We start from the raw sequence: 15506 nt of genomic DNA on the forward strand, positions 1-15506 counted from the left end.
TCGGACCCCGCCTAGCGCTGCGGCAGCGCGCAGGCCGGCGTACCGCCGGGCATCCGGTGCCGGTTCTTCGCCACCCAGCGGTACACCACGGCCGCGAGCGGCCGCACCGGCGCCAACGCCAGCAACCCGCCCAGGTACGCCCACGCCCCGCCCGAACGCATCAGGAGCCGCGCCACCGCCTGCGCGCCGCCGTACACCCGGCCCGCCGGCGTCACCCAGAGCACCTCGCGCTCGGCCCGCTCCCAGGAGACCTCGCCGTGCCCGCCGGCCAGCGCGTCCAGCTCCGCCAGGTCCGCGAACTGGAACGGCACCGCCTCCCAGCCCCCCGAGGCCAGCGTCTGCCGCAGATACCGCTCGGCCCACCCCTTGCACGTCGTGCAGAAGGCGCAGTCACCGTCGAAGACCAGCACCGGATCCTTCACCGCAGCTCCCTCGGGTCGCTCCATGCGCCCATCGTGCCCCATTACGCCCCCCCGTCCGCCACCGGGGGCGTCGCGGCCCCCGAAGGTGGGCATCATGCCCGACAGACGCGGTATGGCCCGAACGTGACGGCACTTCAGACGATCATCCGCGCACCGGTACCGGGGCACGGTAACCTGCCGCTGACAAGGGGAGGAGGGGACGCCACCGTGACCACACTCGACATGACCCCGGGTGCGCAGATACCCCGGACGGACGCCGGCCCGCAGACCGCCGTCACCCAGGCGCTCTCCTCGACCGCCTACCGCGACGGCGAGGTCCACGAGTTCGTCGCGGCGGTCACCGACGCCACCGCGAAGAAGGGCCGCTTCGCGCTCTTCCGCCCCAACCTCGGCGAGGCCTTCAGCCGCGCCGTCATCGGGCGCGCCCTCGGCGGGGACCGCAAGCCGCTCGTCCCGTCGTTCGGCATCGACACCCGCCAGATCGTCGAGCACTGCCTCGCCGCCGACGACCTCAGGGCCGTCCGCGACCGCAGGCTCACCGGCGTCACCGTCGTCACCGGCGTGCTCTTCCTGCCCGGCACCCTGATCTGGCTCGGTGCCTTCCAGCTCCGCGCCTGGCTCAAACGGGACAACCCCAAGAACGCCGCGGTCTACGGCGGCGTCGTCCTCGCCGCCGCGGTCGCCGTCGCCCTGCTCCTCGCGATCAAGCCGCCCACCGGCGGCCTGCTCGGCATCTACCTGCGCCTGGTCATGCTCGCCCCGATCGTCGGCTGGTACCTCGCCAAGCGCATCGTGCTCAGCTCCGCCCTGGACCTGCGCGCCCGCTGGCAGGCCCTCGTCGAGGGCAACGCCGTCGCCGCCACCGTCCCCAAGGCCGTCCCCCGCGACGACCTGGACAAGAAGGCCGCCGACCTGCGCGCCAAACTCGGCCGGCTGGAGTCCGAGCAGGAGACCAACATCCAGCACTACGCCGGCCGCAAGGGCATCCTCGGCGTCGGAAAGCGCTGGGGCGAGTGGCGCCTCGTGGACAACCTCCGCCCGGCCGAGGGCCACCTCGACTACCGCGCCTTCCACCCCTGGGACCTCATCCGCAAGATCTCCGGCCACCTCAAGGCCCTCGGCATCAGCGACGTCGCGAACAGCGGGATCCCCGGCGTCGCCGTGAAGCAGTGGGTGGTGCTGGAGGTCGGCGAGGGCGCCGACGAGATCAGCCGCCCGGGCGGCGCCGACATGGACGGCGACCGGATGCGCGAGTTCGCCATCCAGACCATCGCCGACAAGCAGACCTTCCCCGGCGGCCCCCGGCACTACCTCGCCACCCAGTTCGTGACGCACGACGGCAAGCTGGTCATCACCTTCACCGTCACCGTCGTCCTGCTCGCCCACACCATGAACATCACGGTGGCCGGCTACGCGCTCGGACCGGTCAACGGCCTCTTCTTCGACAAGCCCAAGGACAAGGAGAAGACGGTCTCGAAGACCGTGAAGTTCTGGGAGGAACAGACCGTCAAGCTCCCCCTGATCGACAACGACGAGGTGGTCCGCCAGGCCGTCCGCGCGCCCTTCTACCGGATCCCGGGCCTGCTCGCCTGGCTCGGCGGCGGCCTCGGCCTGCCCGAGCCGTTCGGCTTCCGGCACGCCTGGGCCGCGCCGCCGTGGAACACCCGGTCGATGACCGACAACGCGCTCAACGTCGCCGCGCCGGTGCTCAGCGCGGTCCACGCGGCCACGCTGGAGTTCCTGGAGGAGCACGACCTCGACACCGAGCGCTTCTTCAAGAACCGCGCCTCGATCATCAAGTCCGAGGTGCAGGGCAGCCGCCCGTACAAGGTCGACCAGTTGGACGCCGGCTGAGCGCACACGCCACGCGCAGGGGCCCGTCGCCGATTCCCGGCGACGGGCCCCTGCGCGTGTCCGGGCTCAGTCCTGCGGCCAGGCCTCGGCCAGCATCTTCCGGGTGTCCGCCAGCAGCTGCGGCAGCACCTTGGTGTGGCCGACCACCGGCATGAAGTTGGTGTCCCCACCCCAGCGCGGCACCACGTGCTGGTGCAGGTGCGCCGCGATCCCGGCGCCGGCCGCCGCGCCCTGGTTCATCCCGATGTTGAAGCCGTGCGCCCCCGACGCCGCCCGCAGCGCCGTCATCGCCTTCTTGGTGAACACCGCCAGCTCGGCGGTCTCCGCCTCGTCCAGCTCGGTGTAGTCGGCGACGTGCCGGTACGGGACGACCATCAGGTGCCCGCCGTTGTAGGGGTACAGGTTGAGCACCGCGAACACCGCGCTCCCGCGCATGACGACCAGCCCGTCCTCGTCGCTCAGCGACGGGATCGAGCAGAACGGACAACCGTCGTCCGGGGCCGGGCCGGTGGGCTTGTTCTCTCCCTGGATGTACGCCATCCGATGGGGGGTCCACAGGCGGCGGAAGCCGTCCGGCTCGCCGACGCCCCGCTGCAGTTCCGGCTCAGTCGTCATGCTGATCAGCATATTCGCCCGGCCGGGCTTGCCAAGCAGAGTGGGGCAGACTCCTGAGGAGCCTGCCCCACGCCTACCGCCGTCCACGGCGTCACACCTGGATGCGGCGCTCCACGGCGTCCACGATCTCGGCGACCGCGTCGGCCACCGGCACGCCGTTCTTCTGCTCGCCGTTGCGGTAGCGGAAGGAGACCGCGCCGGCCTCGACGTCGTCGTTGCCCGCGATCAGCATGAACGGGACCTTGCTGCGCTGAGCGTTGCGGATCTTCTTCTGCATCCGGTCGTCCGAGGTGTCCACCTCGACCCGGATCCCGCGCTTCTTCAGCTCGGCAGCGACCTCCAGCAGGTACGGCACGTGCTCGTCGGTGATCGGGATGCCGGTCACGGTGACCGGGGCCAGCCACGGCGGCATGGCGCCGGCGTAGTGCTCCAGCAGCACCGCGAAGAAGCGCTCGATCGAGCCGAACAGCGCACGGTGGATCATGACCGGCCGCTGGCGCGAGCCGTCCGCCGCCGTGTACTCCAGGTCGAATCGCTCCGGCAGGTTGAAGTCGAGCTGGATGGTGCTCATCTGCCAGGTACGGCCGATGGCGTCACGCGCCTGGACGGAGATCTTGGGACCGTAGAAGGCCGCGCCGCCCGGGTCCGGGACCAGCGGCAGCCCCTGCTTCTCGGCCACGGCCGCGAGGACCGCGGTGGCCTCCTCCCAGGTCTCGTCCGAACCGACGTACTTCACCGGGTCCTTGGTGGAGAGCTCCAGGTAGAAGTCGGTCAGGCCGTAGTCCCGCAGCAGGTTGAGCACGAAGGTCAGCGTCGAGTCGAGCTCCTCCGCCATCTGCTCGCGGGTGCAGTAGATGTGCGCGTCGTCCTGGGTGAAGCCGCGGGCACGGGTCAGACCGTGCACCACACCCGACTTCTCGTACCGGTACACCGTTCCGAACTCGAAGAGGCGCAGCGGCAGTTCACGGTACGAGCGGCCGCGCGCGTCGAAGATCAGGTTGTGCATCGGGCAGTTCATGGGCTTCAGGTAGTAGTCCACGCCCTCGTCGAGCTGCATGGGCGGGTACATGCCGTCGGCGTACCAGTCCAGGTGGCCGCTCTTCTCGAAGAGCTTCCCCTTGGTGGCGTGCGGGGTGTAGACGAACTCGTAGCCCTCCTCCTCGTGCCGCTTGCGCGAGTAGTCCTCCATGGCGCGGCGGATGATGCCGCCCCTGGGGTGGAAGACGGCGAGGCCGGAGCCGATCTCCTCGGGGACGGAGAAGAGGTCGAGCTCGTTGCCGAGCTTGCGGTGGTCGCGCTTCTCGGCCTCGACCAGGAAGTCGAGGTGCGCCTTCAGCTCGTCCTTGGTCGGCCAGGCGGTGCCGTAGATGCGCTGGAGCATCGGGTTCTTCTCGCTGCCGCGCCAGTAGGCGGCCGCGTTGCGCATCAGCTTGAACGCCGGGATGTGCCGGGTGGACGGCAGGTGCGGGCCGCGGCAGAGGTCGCCCCAGCAGAGCTCGCCGGACTTGGCGTCCAGGTTGTCGTAGATGGTCAGCTCGCCGGCGCCGACCTCGACGTCGGCGCCCTCGCCGGCGGTGGCAGCGGAGCCCTTGAGGCCGATCAGCTCCAGCTTGTACGGCTCGGCGGTCAGCTCCTCGCGGGCGGCCTCGTCGGTGACCACGCGGCGGGAGAACTTCTGCCCGCGCTTGATGATCTCCTGCATCTTCTTCTCGATGGCCTTGAGGTCATCGGGGTGGAACGGCTTCTCGACGTCGAAGTCGTAGTAGAAGCCGTCCTTGACCGGCGGGCCGATGCCGAGCTTGGCCTCCGGGAAGAGCTGCTGCACGGCCTGCGCCATGACGTGCGCGGTGGAGTGGCGCAGGATGTCCAGGCCGTCCTTGCTGCCGATCGCGACCGGCTCGGCCTCGTCGCCGTCCTGCAGGACGTACGCGAGGTCCTTGAGCTGGCCGCCGACGCGGGCGGCGATGATCGAGCGGTCGTCGGCGAAGAGCTCGGCGGCCGTAGTGCCCGTGGTCACCACGCGCTCTTCCCGATCGGGTTCGCGGTTGATGATTACCCGGACGTCCGTCACCGGTCTCTCCTGACGTGCTGGATTCATAGGACGCAACACTTCGCTGCGCGTGACGATGGTACCGAGAGCACCACCCCCGCCGTGCACCTACGCCCCCTGTCCCGCCTCCCCCAGCGTCTTCAGCAGCCGTTGCCGCTCGGCCTCCTCCAGGCCGCACAGTTCCAGGCGCCGCGGGTGGGTGAGCCGGCGGAACCCGCCGCGCCGCTCCAGCCTGCCGCTGACCCGCACCGGAGCGCCCGCGAGGTGGGCCTCGGCGGCCAGCCGGTACGCCGGGTCCGCGAGCCGGAGCCGCACCTCGCTGACCTCGGCGCCGCCGAGTACGCGCAGCCGCACGGTGCCGGGGCCGGCCGGGTCGGCGCGCTTGAGCCGCACCACCATGCCGACGACGGTGACGGCGACCGCCGGTTCGATCCGCTCCAGCAGGGCGGCGGCCTCTTCGAGGGCGGGCAGGTCCCCGGGCGAGAACTCCAGGGCGATCCGCCGGTCGCCGAAGCCGCCGGGCGTCCCGGCGGCGGCCGACCACGCGACGGAGAGCCGGCCGGCGGTCGCGCCGCGCACCAGCTCCTCGACGGACTGCACCAGTTCGCGGCTGACCCCGGCCTGGACGGCGTTCTCGAAGGCCTCCGGCCCGCCGCTCACCCGCCGGTAGTCGACGGCGTCCCGCAGCGCCTCCAGGGCGCGGACCAGCGTGGTCACGGCGGCCCGGCCCTCGGGCGCGGGGGTGTAGGCGGTGAGCCCGCCGCCGTTGTCCACCACGAGGCCCTGCTCGACCACCAGGACGTGTTCGAGGAAGTCCCCGGCCCAGGCGTCGAGCCGGGCACCGAAGTAGGCGGCCCTGGTCCGCCCGGCCTTGGCTCCGGCCGCGAGCATCGCGCGCGCGGCCCGCTGGAGGCGCTCGGCGTCGTCCCAGGGCGCGGTGCCGGCCGGTCCGGGCAGCTCGCGCCGCCACTGCAGCTCGTCGCCGGGCACGGTGAGCGCCAGCAGGATGGAGCGGGCGGACGGGCTGCGGGAGTGCGACAGCGCGGTGACGGCGTCGGCGAGCAGCTCGACGGCGTCGTCGAAGCCGTCCCCGGCGGGCACCAGCAGGCTGGTGCCCGGGTCGGCGTCGTCCGGCGGAGTCCAGCGCCCGTACCGGGCGGACGGGCCGCCGCGGCGGACCCAGCCGTGCCGGGCGAGCAGCGTGGCGAGCACCGCCGGGTCGACGGAGGCCGGGTCGGGCAGCGGCGGGGCGCCGTCCTGCGGCCCGTGTGGCAGCGTCATTGTCCTGCTCCTCCCCGCCGGGGGCCGGGCCGTCACGGGCTGCCGCCCGCCCCGACCCGCGCCATGATGTCGCACAGTGCGCGGTCGTCGAAGACCTTCGCGGTGGGCACCCGGACGTTGGTCCGGCGCTGCCCGGTGACCGGGTGGCCGGCCAGGTTGACCCAGTAGCAGCAGTGCCTCAGCTCCAGTGCGTCCGGCCGGGCCTCCAGCCAGTGGTCGACCCGGCGCGGCAGCAGCATCACGACCAGGATCCGGGGCACCGCGACCCGGGCCCGCGCGAGCTTGCGCAGGTGGTCGTTGTCCAGGGTGAAGCTGAAGAACGGCCCGCGTGGTCCGGGCGCGATCTGCTGGGTGGCCTTGAGCTGGATCTTGATGGTGACCTCGTCGTCCACCTCGTGCGCCCGGGAGCCGTGGCTGACCTGCCAGTCGATGCCGTTGTCCGGGAACGGCTGGGAGAGCGAGCAGCCGGCCGCCGCGGCGACCGCGTGCAGGTAGCCGACCTGCAGCGTCTCCATGCAGGCCGTCACCGCCAGATTTCCCCGCAGGACGGCCGCCGCCCCCTCGGGCTGCGGGTGTGTCAGCGCCATCGCCCCGTTGCCTCCCCCGGCACCCGGGCCCGTCCGGATTCGAACGGGACACCTGAACGCAGGGTGCCCGGCCGGGCTGCCGCCAAACGGTTGAGCGGGCGTCAGGAGCGGTATCACCCTCTCGGGAACGCAGTCCTGAGGGGCAGTCATGCAGCAGCACTGGTACACCGGCCCGCTCGCCTCCTTCGACACCGAGACCACCGGCGTGGACGTCGAGACCGACCGGATCGTCTCGGCCGCCCTGGTCGTCCAGCCCGCCCCGGGCGCGCCCGCGCGGACCGCCACCTGGCTGGCGGACCCGGGCGTCCCGATACCCGACGGCGCCCGTGCGGTGCACGGCATCACCGACGAGCGGGTGCGCGCGTTCGGCCGCCCGGCCCGGACGGTGGTGGCGGAGGTCGCCCGCGCCCTGGCCGAGCAGGCCCGCGCCGGCCGCCCGGTGGTGGTGATGAACGCGCCGTACGACCTGACGCTGCTGGACCGGGAGTTGCGCCGGCACTGGTCGGTGTCGCTGGCGGACGGCCTCGGTCCGGCGGGTCTGCTGGTGCTCGATCCGCGGGTGCTGGACAAGCACGTGGACCGCTACCGCAAGGGCCGGCGCACTCTGACCGACCTGTGCGCGCACTACGGGGTGGAGCTGGCCGGGGCCCACGACGCGGCGGCGGACGCGACGGCGGCGCTGGAGCTGGTCCGGGCGATCGGCGCGCGCTACCCGGCGGCGCTGGGCGGGCTGTCGGCGGCCGAGTTGCACCTGCGGCAGGCGGTCTGGCACGCGGCGCAGGCACGGGGGCTGCAGAACTGGTTCGACCGCTCGGGGACGCCAGAGCGCGTGGACTTCTCCTGGCCGCTGCGGCCGGCCCGGTGCGGCTGCGGCCGGCGACTCTCGCCGCAGCACAGCTGTGAGGTGGCGGCGTAGCGGCCCGGCCGGGACACGGTTGGTCCGCGAACGCCGCAGGCCCTGATCGGTCTTCCGATCAGGGCCTGCGTGCTGTCCGGTGGGCGATACTGGGATCGAACCAGTGACCCCTTCGGTGTGAACGAAGTGCTCTCCCGCTGAGCTAATCGCCCGGGCAACGAGAAGAACAGTAGCACCATTCGGGGGGTGTCGTACAACTCGGATCCCCCGGCGACCACCTGGCACATCCGCAGAACTCGCACTCCGCGCGGAAGATGACTGCGCCTCAGCCCGATTCCGGGGCAACTCCCGAGCAGTTGTTCACGACATTGTGGAAATACACGTGAGGCCCAGCCGATAATCGGCTGGGCCTCACGTATCACAATGCATTCCGGTGGGCGATACTGGGATCGAACCAGTGACCCCTTCGGTGTGAACGAAGTGCTCTCCCGCTGAGCTAATCGCCCGGGTGCAGGGAAAACATTACCGCATCCCGTGGGGTGGTCCGAACACCCCTCGTGCCGGCCCCCGCCCCACCCGGCCCCCGGCCGGTCCCGCTGCCCGTCGCCCGGCTCGTCCCCCGGACGGGTGCCACCCGTTGCGACCGTCCGGGGTCAGCTGTCCTTGATCTTCCAGGGCATGACCAGCCCGTACCTCCACAGGTACCAGCCACCGATCCCGGCGATCACCGCCAGGCCGATCGCGACGAGCGTGACGTTGCGCCGCCGCACCCTCGGATCCATCGCCTTCTGGGCCGCCTCGGCCACCTTGCGACGCGTCCAGCGCAGGGCCAGCTGGGCCCAGACGAACTCGGTCGCCCAGATGCCCATGCCCAGGAAGATGACCACCCAGCCCGGTCCGGGCAGCGGCAGCATGATCACGCCGGCCACCACCACCGCGAGGCCGACCAGGAAGACCGCCACCTGCCAGCTCAGGTGCAGCGGCCGGGAGCGCCGGATGAACAGCGGCGCACGCGAGCCCAGCGGCCGCCCGCCGTCCGTCTCCTCCGGCTCCCGGCCGTCCCCTCCCGCCGCCGACCGCGGCCCCGTCTCGTCCGGCACGACCGCCTCCCCCGCTCTCGTGTTCCCGGCCGCGTTCGCGCCCGCCTTGTCGCTTCGCACAGTCATGCCAGGAAACTAACCGAGAAGTGGCCCGGTAATGCCCCAGGCAGGCGCTCTGTGCCGATTCCGCAATGCGCCGTAAGGGGTACGACTCGCCCCCGAATCGGGACAGAGGGGTTTACATCGGTCTTGGAGGTGGGATGGTCCGTTCGCCGACGTGCGATTCCCCGAGCGCACACTGAGCGAAAGGCCATGGCGCTTATGAACACCACGGTCAGCTGCGAGCTGCACCTGCGCCTCATCGTGTCCAGCGAGTCCTCACTGCCCGTCCCCGCGGGCCTGCGCTACGACACCGCCGACCCCTATGCCGTGCACGCCACGTTCCACACCGGCGCCGACGAGACCGTGGAGTGGGTGTTCGCCCGAGATCTCCTTGCGGAGGGGCTGCACCGACCCACCGGCACCGGCGACGTCCGGGTGTGGCCCTCGCGCAGCCACGGGCAAGGGGTGGTCTGCATCGCGCTGAGCTCTCCGGAAGGAGAAGCCCTGCTGGAGGCCCCGGCCCGCGCGCTTGAGTCGTTCCTCAAGCGGACGGACGCCGCCGTGCCCCCCGGCACCGAACACCGTCACTTCGACCTCGACCGGGAGCTGTCCCACATCCTCGCCGAAAGCTGACCCCGTCCGGGAGGCGGTCAAGCCCCGCAGTCAGCGGGGCCGCACCCCCTGCCGTCACCGCAGCCGTCCTACTCGGGGGCACGGCAGCAGACTCAGCCGCGCACGACGCGGTCTCGGGGCCGGTGACACGGTCCGCTCCCACCCGGAGCGGGCCACCGCACCGCAGGCGCCCGGCAGCGGAGCCGGCCACCCGTACTGGGTGGCCGGCTCCGCTGCCGGGCGCCACCTGTTTCCAGGCGCACGTGTCCGTCCGGGCGCCTGCTCCCTCGGGGGCCTGGGCGACCCGGCGGCGTCACGCATCCCTTCGACATCCGTACGGCCCTTCGGAAGAAGCTTCCGCCCTGTGCGGCGGGGCCCGGTAAGGTCTGGGGTTGACCGTAGACGCGGGGTGCCGACGGCCCCCTCCGCGCGAGGAGCCCCCACGTGCTGATCACCCACGACACCGAGTGCGCGCTGAGCATCCTCGTCGAGCTGCTCAACACCGCGCCCGAGGTGTGCGGCACCGAGCTGCTGCCCGACGTGGCCGCGCTGGACGCCTTCGTGATCCGGCAGGAGATCAGCGAGATCGACTCGCTGACCGAGAACGACCTGCGCAGCGTGCACGAGCTGCGCACCCGGCTGCGGGAGGTGTTCGGCACCGAGGGCACCGAGGAGGCCGCCGATCTGGTCAACGCCCTGGTCGCGGACGCCGGCACCACGCCGCGGCTGACCAACCACGACCACCACGGGTGGCACATCCACTACTTCGCACCGCACGCCGCCCTGCACGACCACCTGGCGGCCGAGCTGGGCATGGCGCTGGCGTTCATCCTCACCGCGGGTGAGCGCGAGCGGCTGCGCCGGTGCGAGGCCCCGGACTGCGCGCGCGTCTTCGTCGACCTCTCGCGCAACCGCTCCCGGCGCTACTGCGACAGCCGGACCTGCGGCAACCGGCTGCACGTCGCCGCCTACCGGGCGCGGCAGCGCTCGGCGGAGGCCGTGCCCGCGGCGGAGGCCGTGCCCTCGGCCTGAGGGCCGTCGGCCGCCCGCCGCCTTCAGATGCCGCGGCGGCGGAGGATCTCCTCGATGTCGGCGAAGTCGTCGCCCGGGCCCTCGTCCCGCTTGCCGGCCTTCGGAGGCTTCGTGGCGCCGCTCCTCGGGGCGCCCGCCGGTGGCTGTGCGGGCGCCCCGGTGACGGCGGGCCGCGCCGGGGCCGGTCCGGTCGCCTCCGGGCGGGCCCCGGCGGCATCCACGCCGCGGCGGCCGACCCAGCGGGTGGTGACCAGCAGACCCGCCGACACCGCGAGCAGCACGATGCCCGTCCAGACCCGCGGGTCGAAGACCAGCTTGGTCGCCCAGTCGGCCAGCTCGCTGCCGATCGTCCGCGCCACCGGGAAGAGCCCGGTCAGGTAGAGCCCGGCCGGCAGCAGCGCCACGGCGAACCAGCGGGTCGCGGAGAGGAAGCGCCGGCGGTACGCGCGCAGGCCGGCCACGGCCATCCCGCCCGCGGTGAGCGCGAAACTCACCGCCGCCGTCAGCACGGCCTCACCCCGCTCGCGCCGGTGACTCTGCTCACCCTGGTCGTTCCGGTCATCGGACCTCCCCGTCACTCGGGCCGGCATCCGGGCACACCGCCGGGACGGGGGCGGGGCCCACTAGTGGAACACTGGGGACATGATCGAAGGTTCCCTCCCCCGCCTCGAGTTCTGGTGCGAGCTCCAGTGCCCGGACTGCCGCACCGCCCTGGACGACGTACGGGCGCTGCGTGCCACCTACGGCGACGCGCTCGCGATCGAGCTGCGGCACTTCCCGTTGGAGAAGCACAAGTACGCGTACGCCGCGGCGCAGGCCGCCGAGGAGGCGTTCGCGCAGGGGCTGGGGTGGCCCTACGTCGAGGCGCTGCTGGCCCGGGTCGAGGAGCTCGACGCGCGCGGCGAGGAGGTGCTGCTGGAGGTGGCCCGCGAGGTGGGGGTGGACGCCGAGGAGGTCGACACCGCACTGGTCGACGGCCGGCACACGCTGATCGTGGACGCCGACCAGGCGGAGGGCAAGGCGATCGGGGTCAGCGGCACCCCGACGTACGTGATCGCCGGCCGGCGGCTGGACGGCGGGCAGAGCCAGGACGGCCTGCGGGACCGGATCACGGCCGCCATCGAGGCGGCCAAGGCCTCCTGACCATCCGTCAACCCGCCCGTCAGATCAGCGGCTTGCCGTAGATCCGGTTGGTGACCCGGTAGCCGAGCGACTCGTACAAACGGATCGCGACCCGGTTGCTGCTGAAGACGTTCAGCCCGAGGTCGCGAACGCCCGCGGCCAGGCACTCGCGCTCGGCGAGCAGCATCAGTGAACGGCCGTGTCCGTGCCCCCGGTGCGCCTCGGCCACTTCCACCACCATCACCCAGGCCAACGGACCGCCGTCGGGCAGGTCGCGGACCCGCAGGGCCAGCCAGAGGGCGCCCAGCGGGTCCGCCCCGTCCCCGTAGAGGCGGCGCAGTGCCACGCCGGGGGTGTCGGCGCCCTGCGGGAGCAGGTGCACGTGGTCGGCGTCCGACTTGGCGCGCGCCTGTTCCTCGCTGAGGCCGGAGGAGAGCAGGTCGCCGATGTAGCCCTCCTTGGCCTCGGCGAGCCAGCCGGGGAACTCCTCGGGGCCGATCCGGCGCGCCTCGACGCCCGCCGGCAGGACGGGCGGGGCGGCCAGCCGCTTGGCCATGTTCCGCATCCGCTCGCTGTAGCCGAGGGCCGCGGCGAGGCCGCGCGCAGGCTGCGCCGACTCCGGGATGTCGGCGTCCACCCGAGAGCAGCCCCAGCCGCGCAGCACCTCCTCGGCGGCCAGCGCGCCGAACGTCCCGCGGCCCCGGCCGCGGCCCTCATTCACCTCCAACTCGGATATCTCACCCCAGAGTTGCGGGCCACGCGGGACCGTGGTGGTGCGCAGTGCGCCGACCGGGCGGCCGTTGGCGCAGATCTGCCAGCGTCTGGTACGGCCGCCCGCGGCGGTGGGTGACTCCGGCCCCTCGGGGCGCAGCGTGGTGGTCATGTCGGGGTCCCTTCCCCTCCGCGCGGGTGTTCTATCCGCCGACGACGCCTCGGGGATTCGACCGGCTCGCCGGGGTCGGACCCGGGCGGGGCGTCACAGGCCCGGGCGGGGTTACGGGCCCGGCCGGGGTGGCGGGCCGGGCTGTGGCACCGGGCCTCGCCCGGTCACGGGTCGAGGTCGTCGCCGCTGCGCTCGGTGAAGACCGCCATGGCCTTGGCGGTGACCGGTCCGGGGCCGGGGAGTTCGCGGTCGTCGACGCGGGTGACGGCCTGGACGTCGCGCAGGGTGGAGGTCAGGAAGATCTCCTCGGCCTCCTGGAGCGCGTCGAACGGCAGGTCGGTCTCCTCCGCGCCGCACCAGTCGATGACGAGCCGGCGGGTGATACCGGCCAGGCAGCCCGACGCGAGGGTGGGCGTGAGCAGCCGGCCGCCGAGGACGACGAAGACGTTGGAGCCGGTGCCCTCGCAGAGCCGTCCGGCCGTGTTGGCGAACAGGGCCTCGGAGGCGCGGGCGCGGTGGGCGGCAGCGAGCGCGACCACGTTCTCGGCGTACGAGGTGGTCTTGAGGCCGGCGACGGCGCTGTGCTCGTTGCGGCGCCACGGGACGGTCGCGACGGCGGTGGTGTCGGAGCGGTGGGTGGCGGCGCCGAGGGAGACGACCAGGGTGGGGGTGTCGTTGCCGCGTTCCGAGCCGAGCGGGGAGGCACCGCCGGTGTAGGTGAGGCGCAGGCGGCCGAGCGGCATCGGGTTGGCGGCGAGGACCTGGGCGCAGGCCTCGCGGACCACGTCGTGGTCGGGGTCGGGCAGGCCGAGACCGCGGGCGGAGCGGGTGAGCCGGTCGAGGTGGCGGGTGACGGCGAAGGCCCGGCCGTCCACGGCCTTCATGGTCTCGAAGACCCCGTCACCGGTGGTGAGCCCATGGTCGAGGACGGAGACGGCGGCATCGGCGGAGTCGACAAGTGAGCCGTTGACCCAGCTCTTGGTCGGGTGCTGCATCGAGGGCTGCTCCTCAAGGCGGTGGTGCGGTGGGGGTGTGCCCGGGCCGATGGCCGGCCCGGCGGTGTTCGTCCCGGTTCAGGCGGCTTGTCGCCGTCAGTCGGTCTCGGTGCCCGACGCTATCGCGACCAGGCGGGCGGCCTTCAGTTCGGTTTCCGCCCACTCGCGCTCGGGGTCGGATCCCCAGGTGATGCCGGCGCCCGTGCCGAAGCGCAGGAGAGGTGCGCCGGGGTCGGCCCGGTCGATCCAGAACGTGCGGATCCCGACGGCGAGTTCACCCTCGCCGCGGTCGGCGTCCACCCAGCCGACGGCGCCGCAGTAGGGGCCGCGGGGGGCGGTCTCCAGGGCCTCGATGATCCGCAGTGCGCTGGACTTGGGGGCGCCGGTGACGGAGCCGGGCGGGAAGGTCGCGCCCAGCAGTTCGGGCCAGCCGGCGTCCGCGCGCAGGGCGCCCTGGACGGTGGAGACCAGGTGGACCAGGCCCGGGTGCTTCTCGACGGCGCAGAGGTCGGGGACGGTGACCGTGCCGGTCTCGCAGACCCGGCCGAGGTCGTTGCGGACGAGGTCCACGATCATCACGTTCTCGGCGTGGTCCTTCTCCAGGAGGTCCGCCTCGGTGCGGCCGGTGCCCTTGATCGGGCCGGAGGAGACGGTGCGGCCGTCGCGGCGCAGGTAGAGCTCGGGCGAGGCGGTGGCGATCTCGACGCCGTGGCGCGGCAGGCGGATCGTTCCGGCATAGGGAGCCGGGTTGCCGTGGGCGAGCAGGCCGGTGAGGGCGTCGACGTCCGTCCGGGACGGGTCGGGCAGCGGCGCGGTGAGCACGCGGCAGAGGTTGGCCTGGTAGACCTCGCCGGCCGCGATGTGCTCGCGGATGCGGCGCACGCCCGCGGTGTAGGCGGCGCGGTCGAGGGAGCTGTGCCAGCCGTCAGCGGCTGGTCCGAGCCAGCCGGCGCCGGACGGGGGCGCGGGGGCGGGGCGGAGGTCGTCGAAGCGGGCGCAGGTGAGCCGGCCCTCGAAGTCGTAGGCGACGGCCCAGAAGCCGGAGGAGTCGAGCGCGGCCGGGTCCGAGGTGACGTCGCGCAGCCCGGTGGCGAGGCGGCCGCCGAAGCGGGCGAGCGGGCTGTGGGGGTCGGGGTGGCCGGACACGGTTCTCCTGCACGGGGTGGCTGGGCTGCGGTGCCTGAAGTGTAGGTCGGGGGTCCCTGCTGTGGCCTGGGGTGTTTCGGCGGCCCGGCCGCGCCCGGCGTGGTGGGCCGGCCGCGCCCAGAGGCGCGGAGGGGCGCGAGCAGCTGGTGGGTGCACCTCCCAGCCGCCAGGCCGGGGAGCGTCGTACGGGTGTGCGCCGGGTGGCCTGCGGATGATCGTCCGGGAGCGCCGCTGGTGGGGGCCGGTGACCCGGCGGAACGGCCGACGGGACGACTCCCCGCGGGCACCCCCTCGGCACGCTGCGGGAACGGATTTTTAGCTGGCCCAGGAATCCGCTAGAGTTCAACACGTCGCCAGGGAGCGCAGCCGAAGAAAAGCGGTGAAGATCCCCGGGAGACAGGCGGACGTGGCTCAGTTGGTAGAGCATCACCTTGCCAAGGTGAGGGTCGCGAGTTCGAATCTCGTCGTCCGCTCGATGGAGAACAGTGTAAGATCGTTCTTCGTGTGTTGCCTGGTGGAGTGGCCGAGAGGCGAGGCAACGGCCTGCAAAGCCGTCTACACGGGTTCAAATCCCGTCTCCACCTCCGAGAGGGCTCCCGGTTCTGCCGGGTGACCTCCCCGCGCGATTAGCTCAGCGGGAGAGCACTACCTTGACACGGTAGGGGTCACTGGTTCAATCCCAGTATCGCGCACGTCGGATCCTTCGGGGTCTGCTGCAGGACCGCCTCACCAGGCGCGATTAGCTCAGCGGGAGAGCACTACCTTGACACGGTAGGGGTCACTGGTTCAATCCCAGTATCGCGCACGTCGGGCCCTTCGGGGTCTGCTGCAGGACCGCCTCACCAGGCGCGATTAGCTCAGCGGGAGAGCACTACCTTGACACGGTAGGGGTCACTGGTTCAATCCCAG

At 72.5% G+C, this 15506-nt stretch carries 15 protein-coding genes and 6 tRNA genes; 9 read left to right on the plus strand and 12 right to left on the minus strand.

What is annotated here, in order from left to right; genetic code table 11:
* Window positions 1-11: 11 nt before the first annotated feature.
* A complete protein-coding gene (locus tag ACZ3YO_RS05010) occupies window positions 12-446 on the minus strand; it encodes a thiol-disulfide oxidoreductase DCC family protein (protein WP_396321697.1) in 435 nt (144 codons plus the stop codon).
* A gap of 183 nt (window positions 447-629) precedes the next feature.
* Here ACZ3YO_RS05010 and ACZ3YO_RS05015 point away from each other — a divergent pair, with 183 nt between their 5' ends.
* Window positions 630-2276 (plus strand): hypothetical protein, encoded by a 1647-nt coding sequence (locus ACZ3YO_RS05015; protein ID WP_465564931.1) that lies wholly within the window; start codon window positions 630-632, stop codon window positions 2274-2276.
* A gap of 66 nt (window positions 2277-2342) precedes the next feature.
* Here the strand turns inward: ACZ3YO_RS05015 and ACZ3YO_RS05020 are convergent, their stop codons facing one another.
* The 4 genes from ACZ3YO_RS05020 to ACZ3YO_RS05035 form a co-directional block, all read right to left on the minus strand.
* Window positions 2343-2903: an HIT family protein gene (locus ACZ3YO_RS05020; protein WP_396321699.1), complete on the minus strand. Its 561-nt coding sequence runs from the start codon at window positions 2901-2903 to the stop codon at window positions 2343-2345.
* Window positions 2904-2982: 79 nt separating this feature from the next.
* Entirely contained in the window at window positions 2983-4962 is a 1980-nt protein-coding gene (gene thrS / locus ACZ3YO_RS05025) for a threonine--tRNA ligase (protein ID WP_465564935.1), read from the minus strand.
* A gap of 87 nt (window positions 4963-5049) precedes the next feature.
* The gene (locus ACZ3YO_RS05030; RefSeq protein WP_465564938.1) at window positions 5050-6222 is read right to left on the minus strand and encodes a hypothetical protein; all 1173 of its coding nucleotides are present in this window, start codon (window positions 6220-6222) and stop codon (window positions 5050-5052) included.
* Between the two features lie 32 nt (window positions 6223-6254).
* Complete coding sequence (locus ACZ3YO_RS05035) at window positions 6255-6809, minus strand: DUF4365 domain-containing protein (RefSeq protein WP_396321702.1); 555 nt, start codon at window positions 6807-6809, stop codon at window positions 6255-6257.
* A 148-nt stretch (window positions 6810-6957) separates the two neighbouring features.
* Here ACZ3YO_RS05035 and ACZ3YO_RS05040 point away from each other — a divergent pair, with 148 nt between their 5' ends.
* Window positions 6958-7725 carry an exonuclease domain-containing protein gene (locus ACZ3YO_RS05040; protein ID WP_465564941.1) on the plus strand — a complete coding sequence of 256 codons (768 nt, stop codon included), beginning with the start codon at window positions 6958-6960 and terminating at the stop codon, window positions 7723-7725.
* 80 nt (window positions 7726-7805) lie between these two features.
* Here ACZ3YO_RS05040 and ACZ3YO_RS05045 read toward each other — a convergent pair.
* The 3 genes from ACZ3YO_RS05045 to ACZ3YO_RS05055 all read right to left on the minus strand — a co-directional run bounded on the left by ACZ3YO_RS05045 (window position 7806) and on the right by ACZ3YO_RS05055 (window position 8831).
* Window positions 7806-7877 (minus strand) — tRNA-Val (locus ACZ3YO_RS05045).
* 222 nt (window positions 7878-8099) lie between these two features.
* Window positions 8100-8171 (minus strand) — tRNA-Val (locus tag ACZ3YO_RS05050).
* A gap of 147 nt (window positions 8172-8318) precedes the next feature.
* Entirely contained in the window at window positions 8319-8831 is a 513-nt protein-coding gene (locus tag ACZ3YO_RS05055) for a TIGR02611 family protein (RefSeq protein ID WP_465564944.1), read from the minus strand.
* A 195-nt stretch (window positions 8832-9026) separates the two neighbouring features.
* Between ACZ3YO_RS05055 and ACZ3YO_RS05060 the strand changes: the two genes are divergently transcribed.
* Window positions 9027-9440, plus strand: coding sequence for an SsgA family sporulation/cell division regulator (locus ACZ3YO_RS05060; protein ID WP_030056266.1), 414 nt, complete (start codon window positions 9027-9029; stop codon window positions 9438-9440).
* Between the two features lie 423 nt (window positions 9441-9863).
* Window positions 9864-10451, plus strand: coding sequence for a CGNR zinc finger domain-containing protein (locus tag ACZ3YO_RS05065; RefSeq protein ID WP_465564946.1), 588 nt, complete (start codon window positions 9864-9866; stop codon window positions 10449-10451).
* A gap of 23 nt (window positions 10452-10474) precedes the next feature.
* Here the strand turns inward: ACZ3YO_RS05065 and ACZ3YO_RS05070 are convergent, their stop codons facing one another.
* Window positions 10475-10960: a hypothetical protein gene (locus ACZ3YO_RS05070; RefSeq protein ID WP_465564948.1), complete on the minus strand. Its 486-nt coding sequence runs from the start codon at window positions 10958-10960 to the stop codon at window positions 10475-10477.
* Window positions 10961-11093: 133 nt separating this feature from the next.
* Between ACZ3YO_RS05070 and ACZ3YO_RS05075 the strand changes: the two genes are divergently transcribed.
* Complete coding sequence (locus ACZ3YO_RS05075) at window positions 11094-11594, plus strand: DsbA family protein (RefSeq protein WP_465544144.1); 501 nt, start codon at window positions 11094-11096, stop codon at window positions 11592-11594.
* A 19-nt stretch (window positions 11595-11613) separates the two neighbouring features.
* On the opposite strand, the gene ACZ3YO_RS05080 is transcribed toward ACZ3YO_RS05075, so the two are convergent.
* The 3 genes from ACZ3YO_RS05080 to ACZ3YO_RS05090 all read right to left on the minus strand — a co-directional run bounded on the left by ACZ3YO_RS05080 (window position 11614) and on the right by ACZ3YO_RS05090 (window position 14597).
* Complete coding sequence (locus tag ACZ3YO_RS05080) at window positions 11614-12456, minus strand: GNAT family N-acetyltransferase (RefSeq protein ID WP_465564951.1); 843 nt, start codon at window positions 12454-12456, stop codon at window positions 11614-11616.
* A gap of 164 nt (window positions 12457-12620) precedes the next feature.
* Window positions 12621-13451 (minus strand): aminotransferase class IV, encoded by an 831-nt coding sequence (locus tag ACZ3YO_RS05085; RefSeq protein ID WP_465564954.1) that lies wholly within the window; start codon window positions 13449-13451, stop codon window positions 12621-12623.
* Window positions 13452-13547: 96 nt separating this feature from the next.
* Window positions 13548-14597 (minus strand): chorismate-binding protein, encoded by a 1050-nt coding sequence (locus ACZ3YO_RS05090; protein WP_465564957.1) that lies wholly within the window; start codon window positions 14595-14597, stop codon window positions 13548-13550.
* Between the two features lie 400 nt (window positions 14598-14997).
* On the opposite strand from ACZ3YO_RS05090, the gene ACZ3YO_RS05095 reads away from it, so the two are divergent.
* The 4 genes from ACZ3YO_RS05095 to ACZ3YO_RS05110 all read left to right on the plus strand — a co-directional run bounded on the left by ACZ3YO_RS05095 (window position 14998) and on the right by ACZ3YO_RS05110 (window position 15402).
* A tRNA-Gly gene (locus tag ACZ3YO_RS05095) sits at window positions 14998-15070 on the plus strand.
* A 40-nt stretch (window positions 15071-15110) separates the two neighbouring features.
* Window positions 15111-15181 (plus strand) — tRNA-Cys (locus tag ACZ3YO_RS05100).
* A 36-nt stretch (window positions 15182-15217) separates the two neighbouring features.
* Window positions 15218-15289, plus strand: a tRNA-Val gene (locus ACZ3YO_RS05105).
* A 41-nt stretch (window positions 15290-15330) separates the two neighbouring features.
* Window positions 15331-15402: transfer RNA gene (locus tag ACZ3YO_RS05110), tRNA-Val, on the plus strand.
* The last annotated feature ends 104 nt before the right edge of the window (window positions 15403-15506 follow it).

Source organism: Kitasatospora sp. NPDC022785, assembly GCF_055561295.1.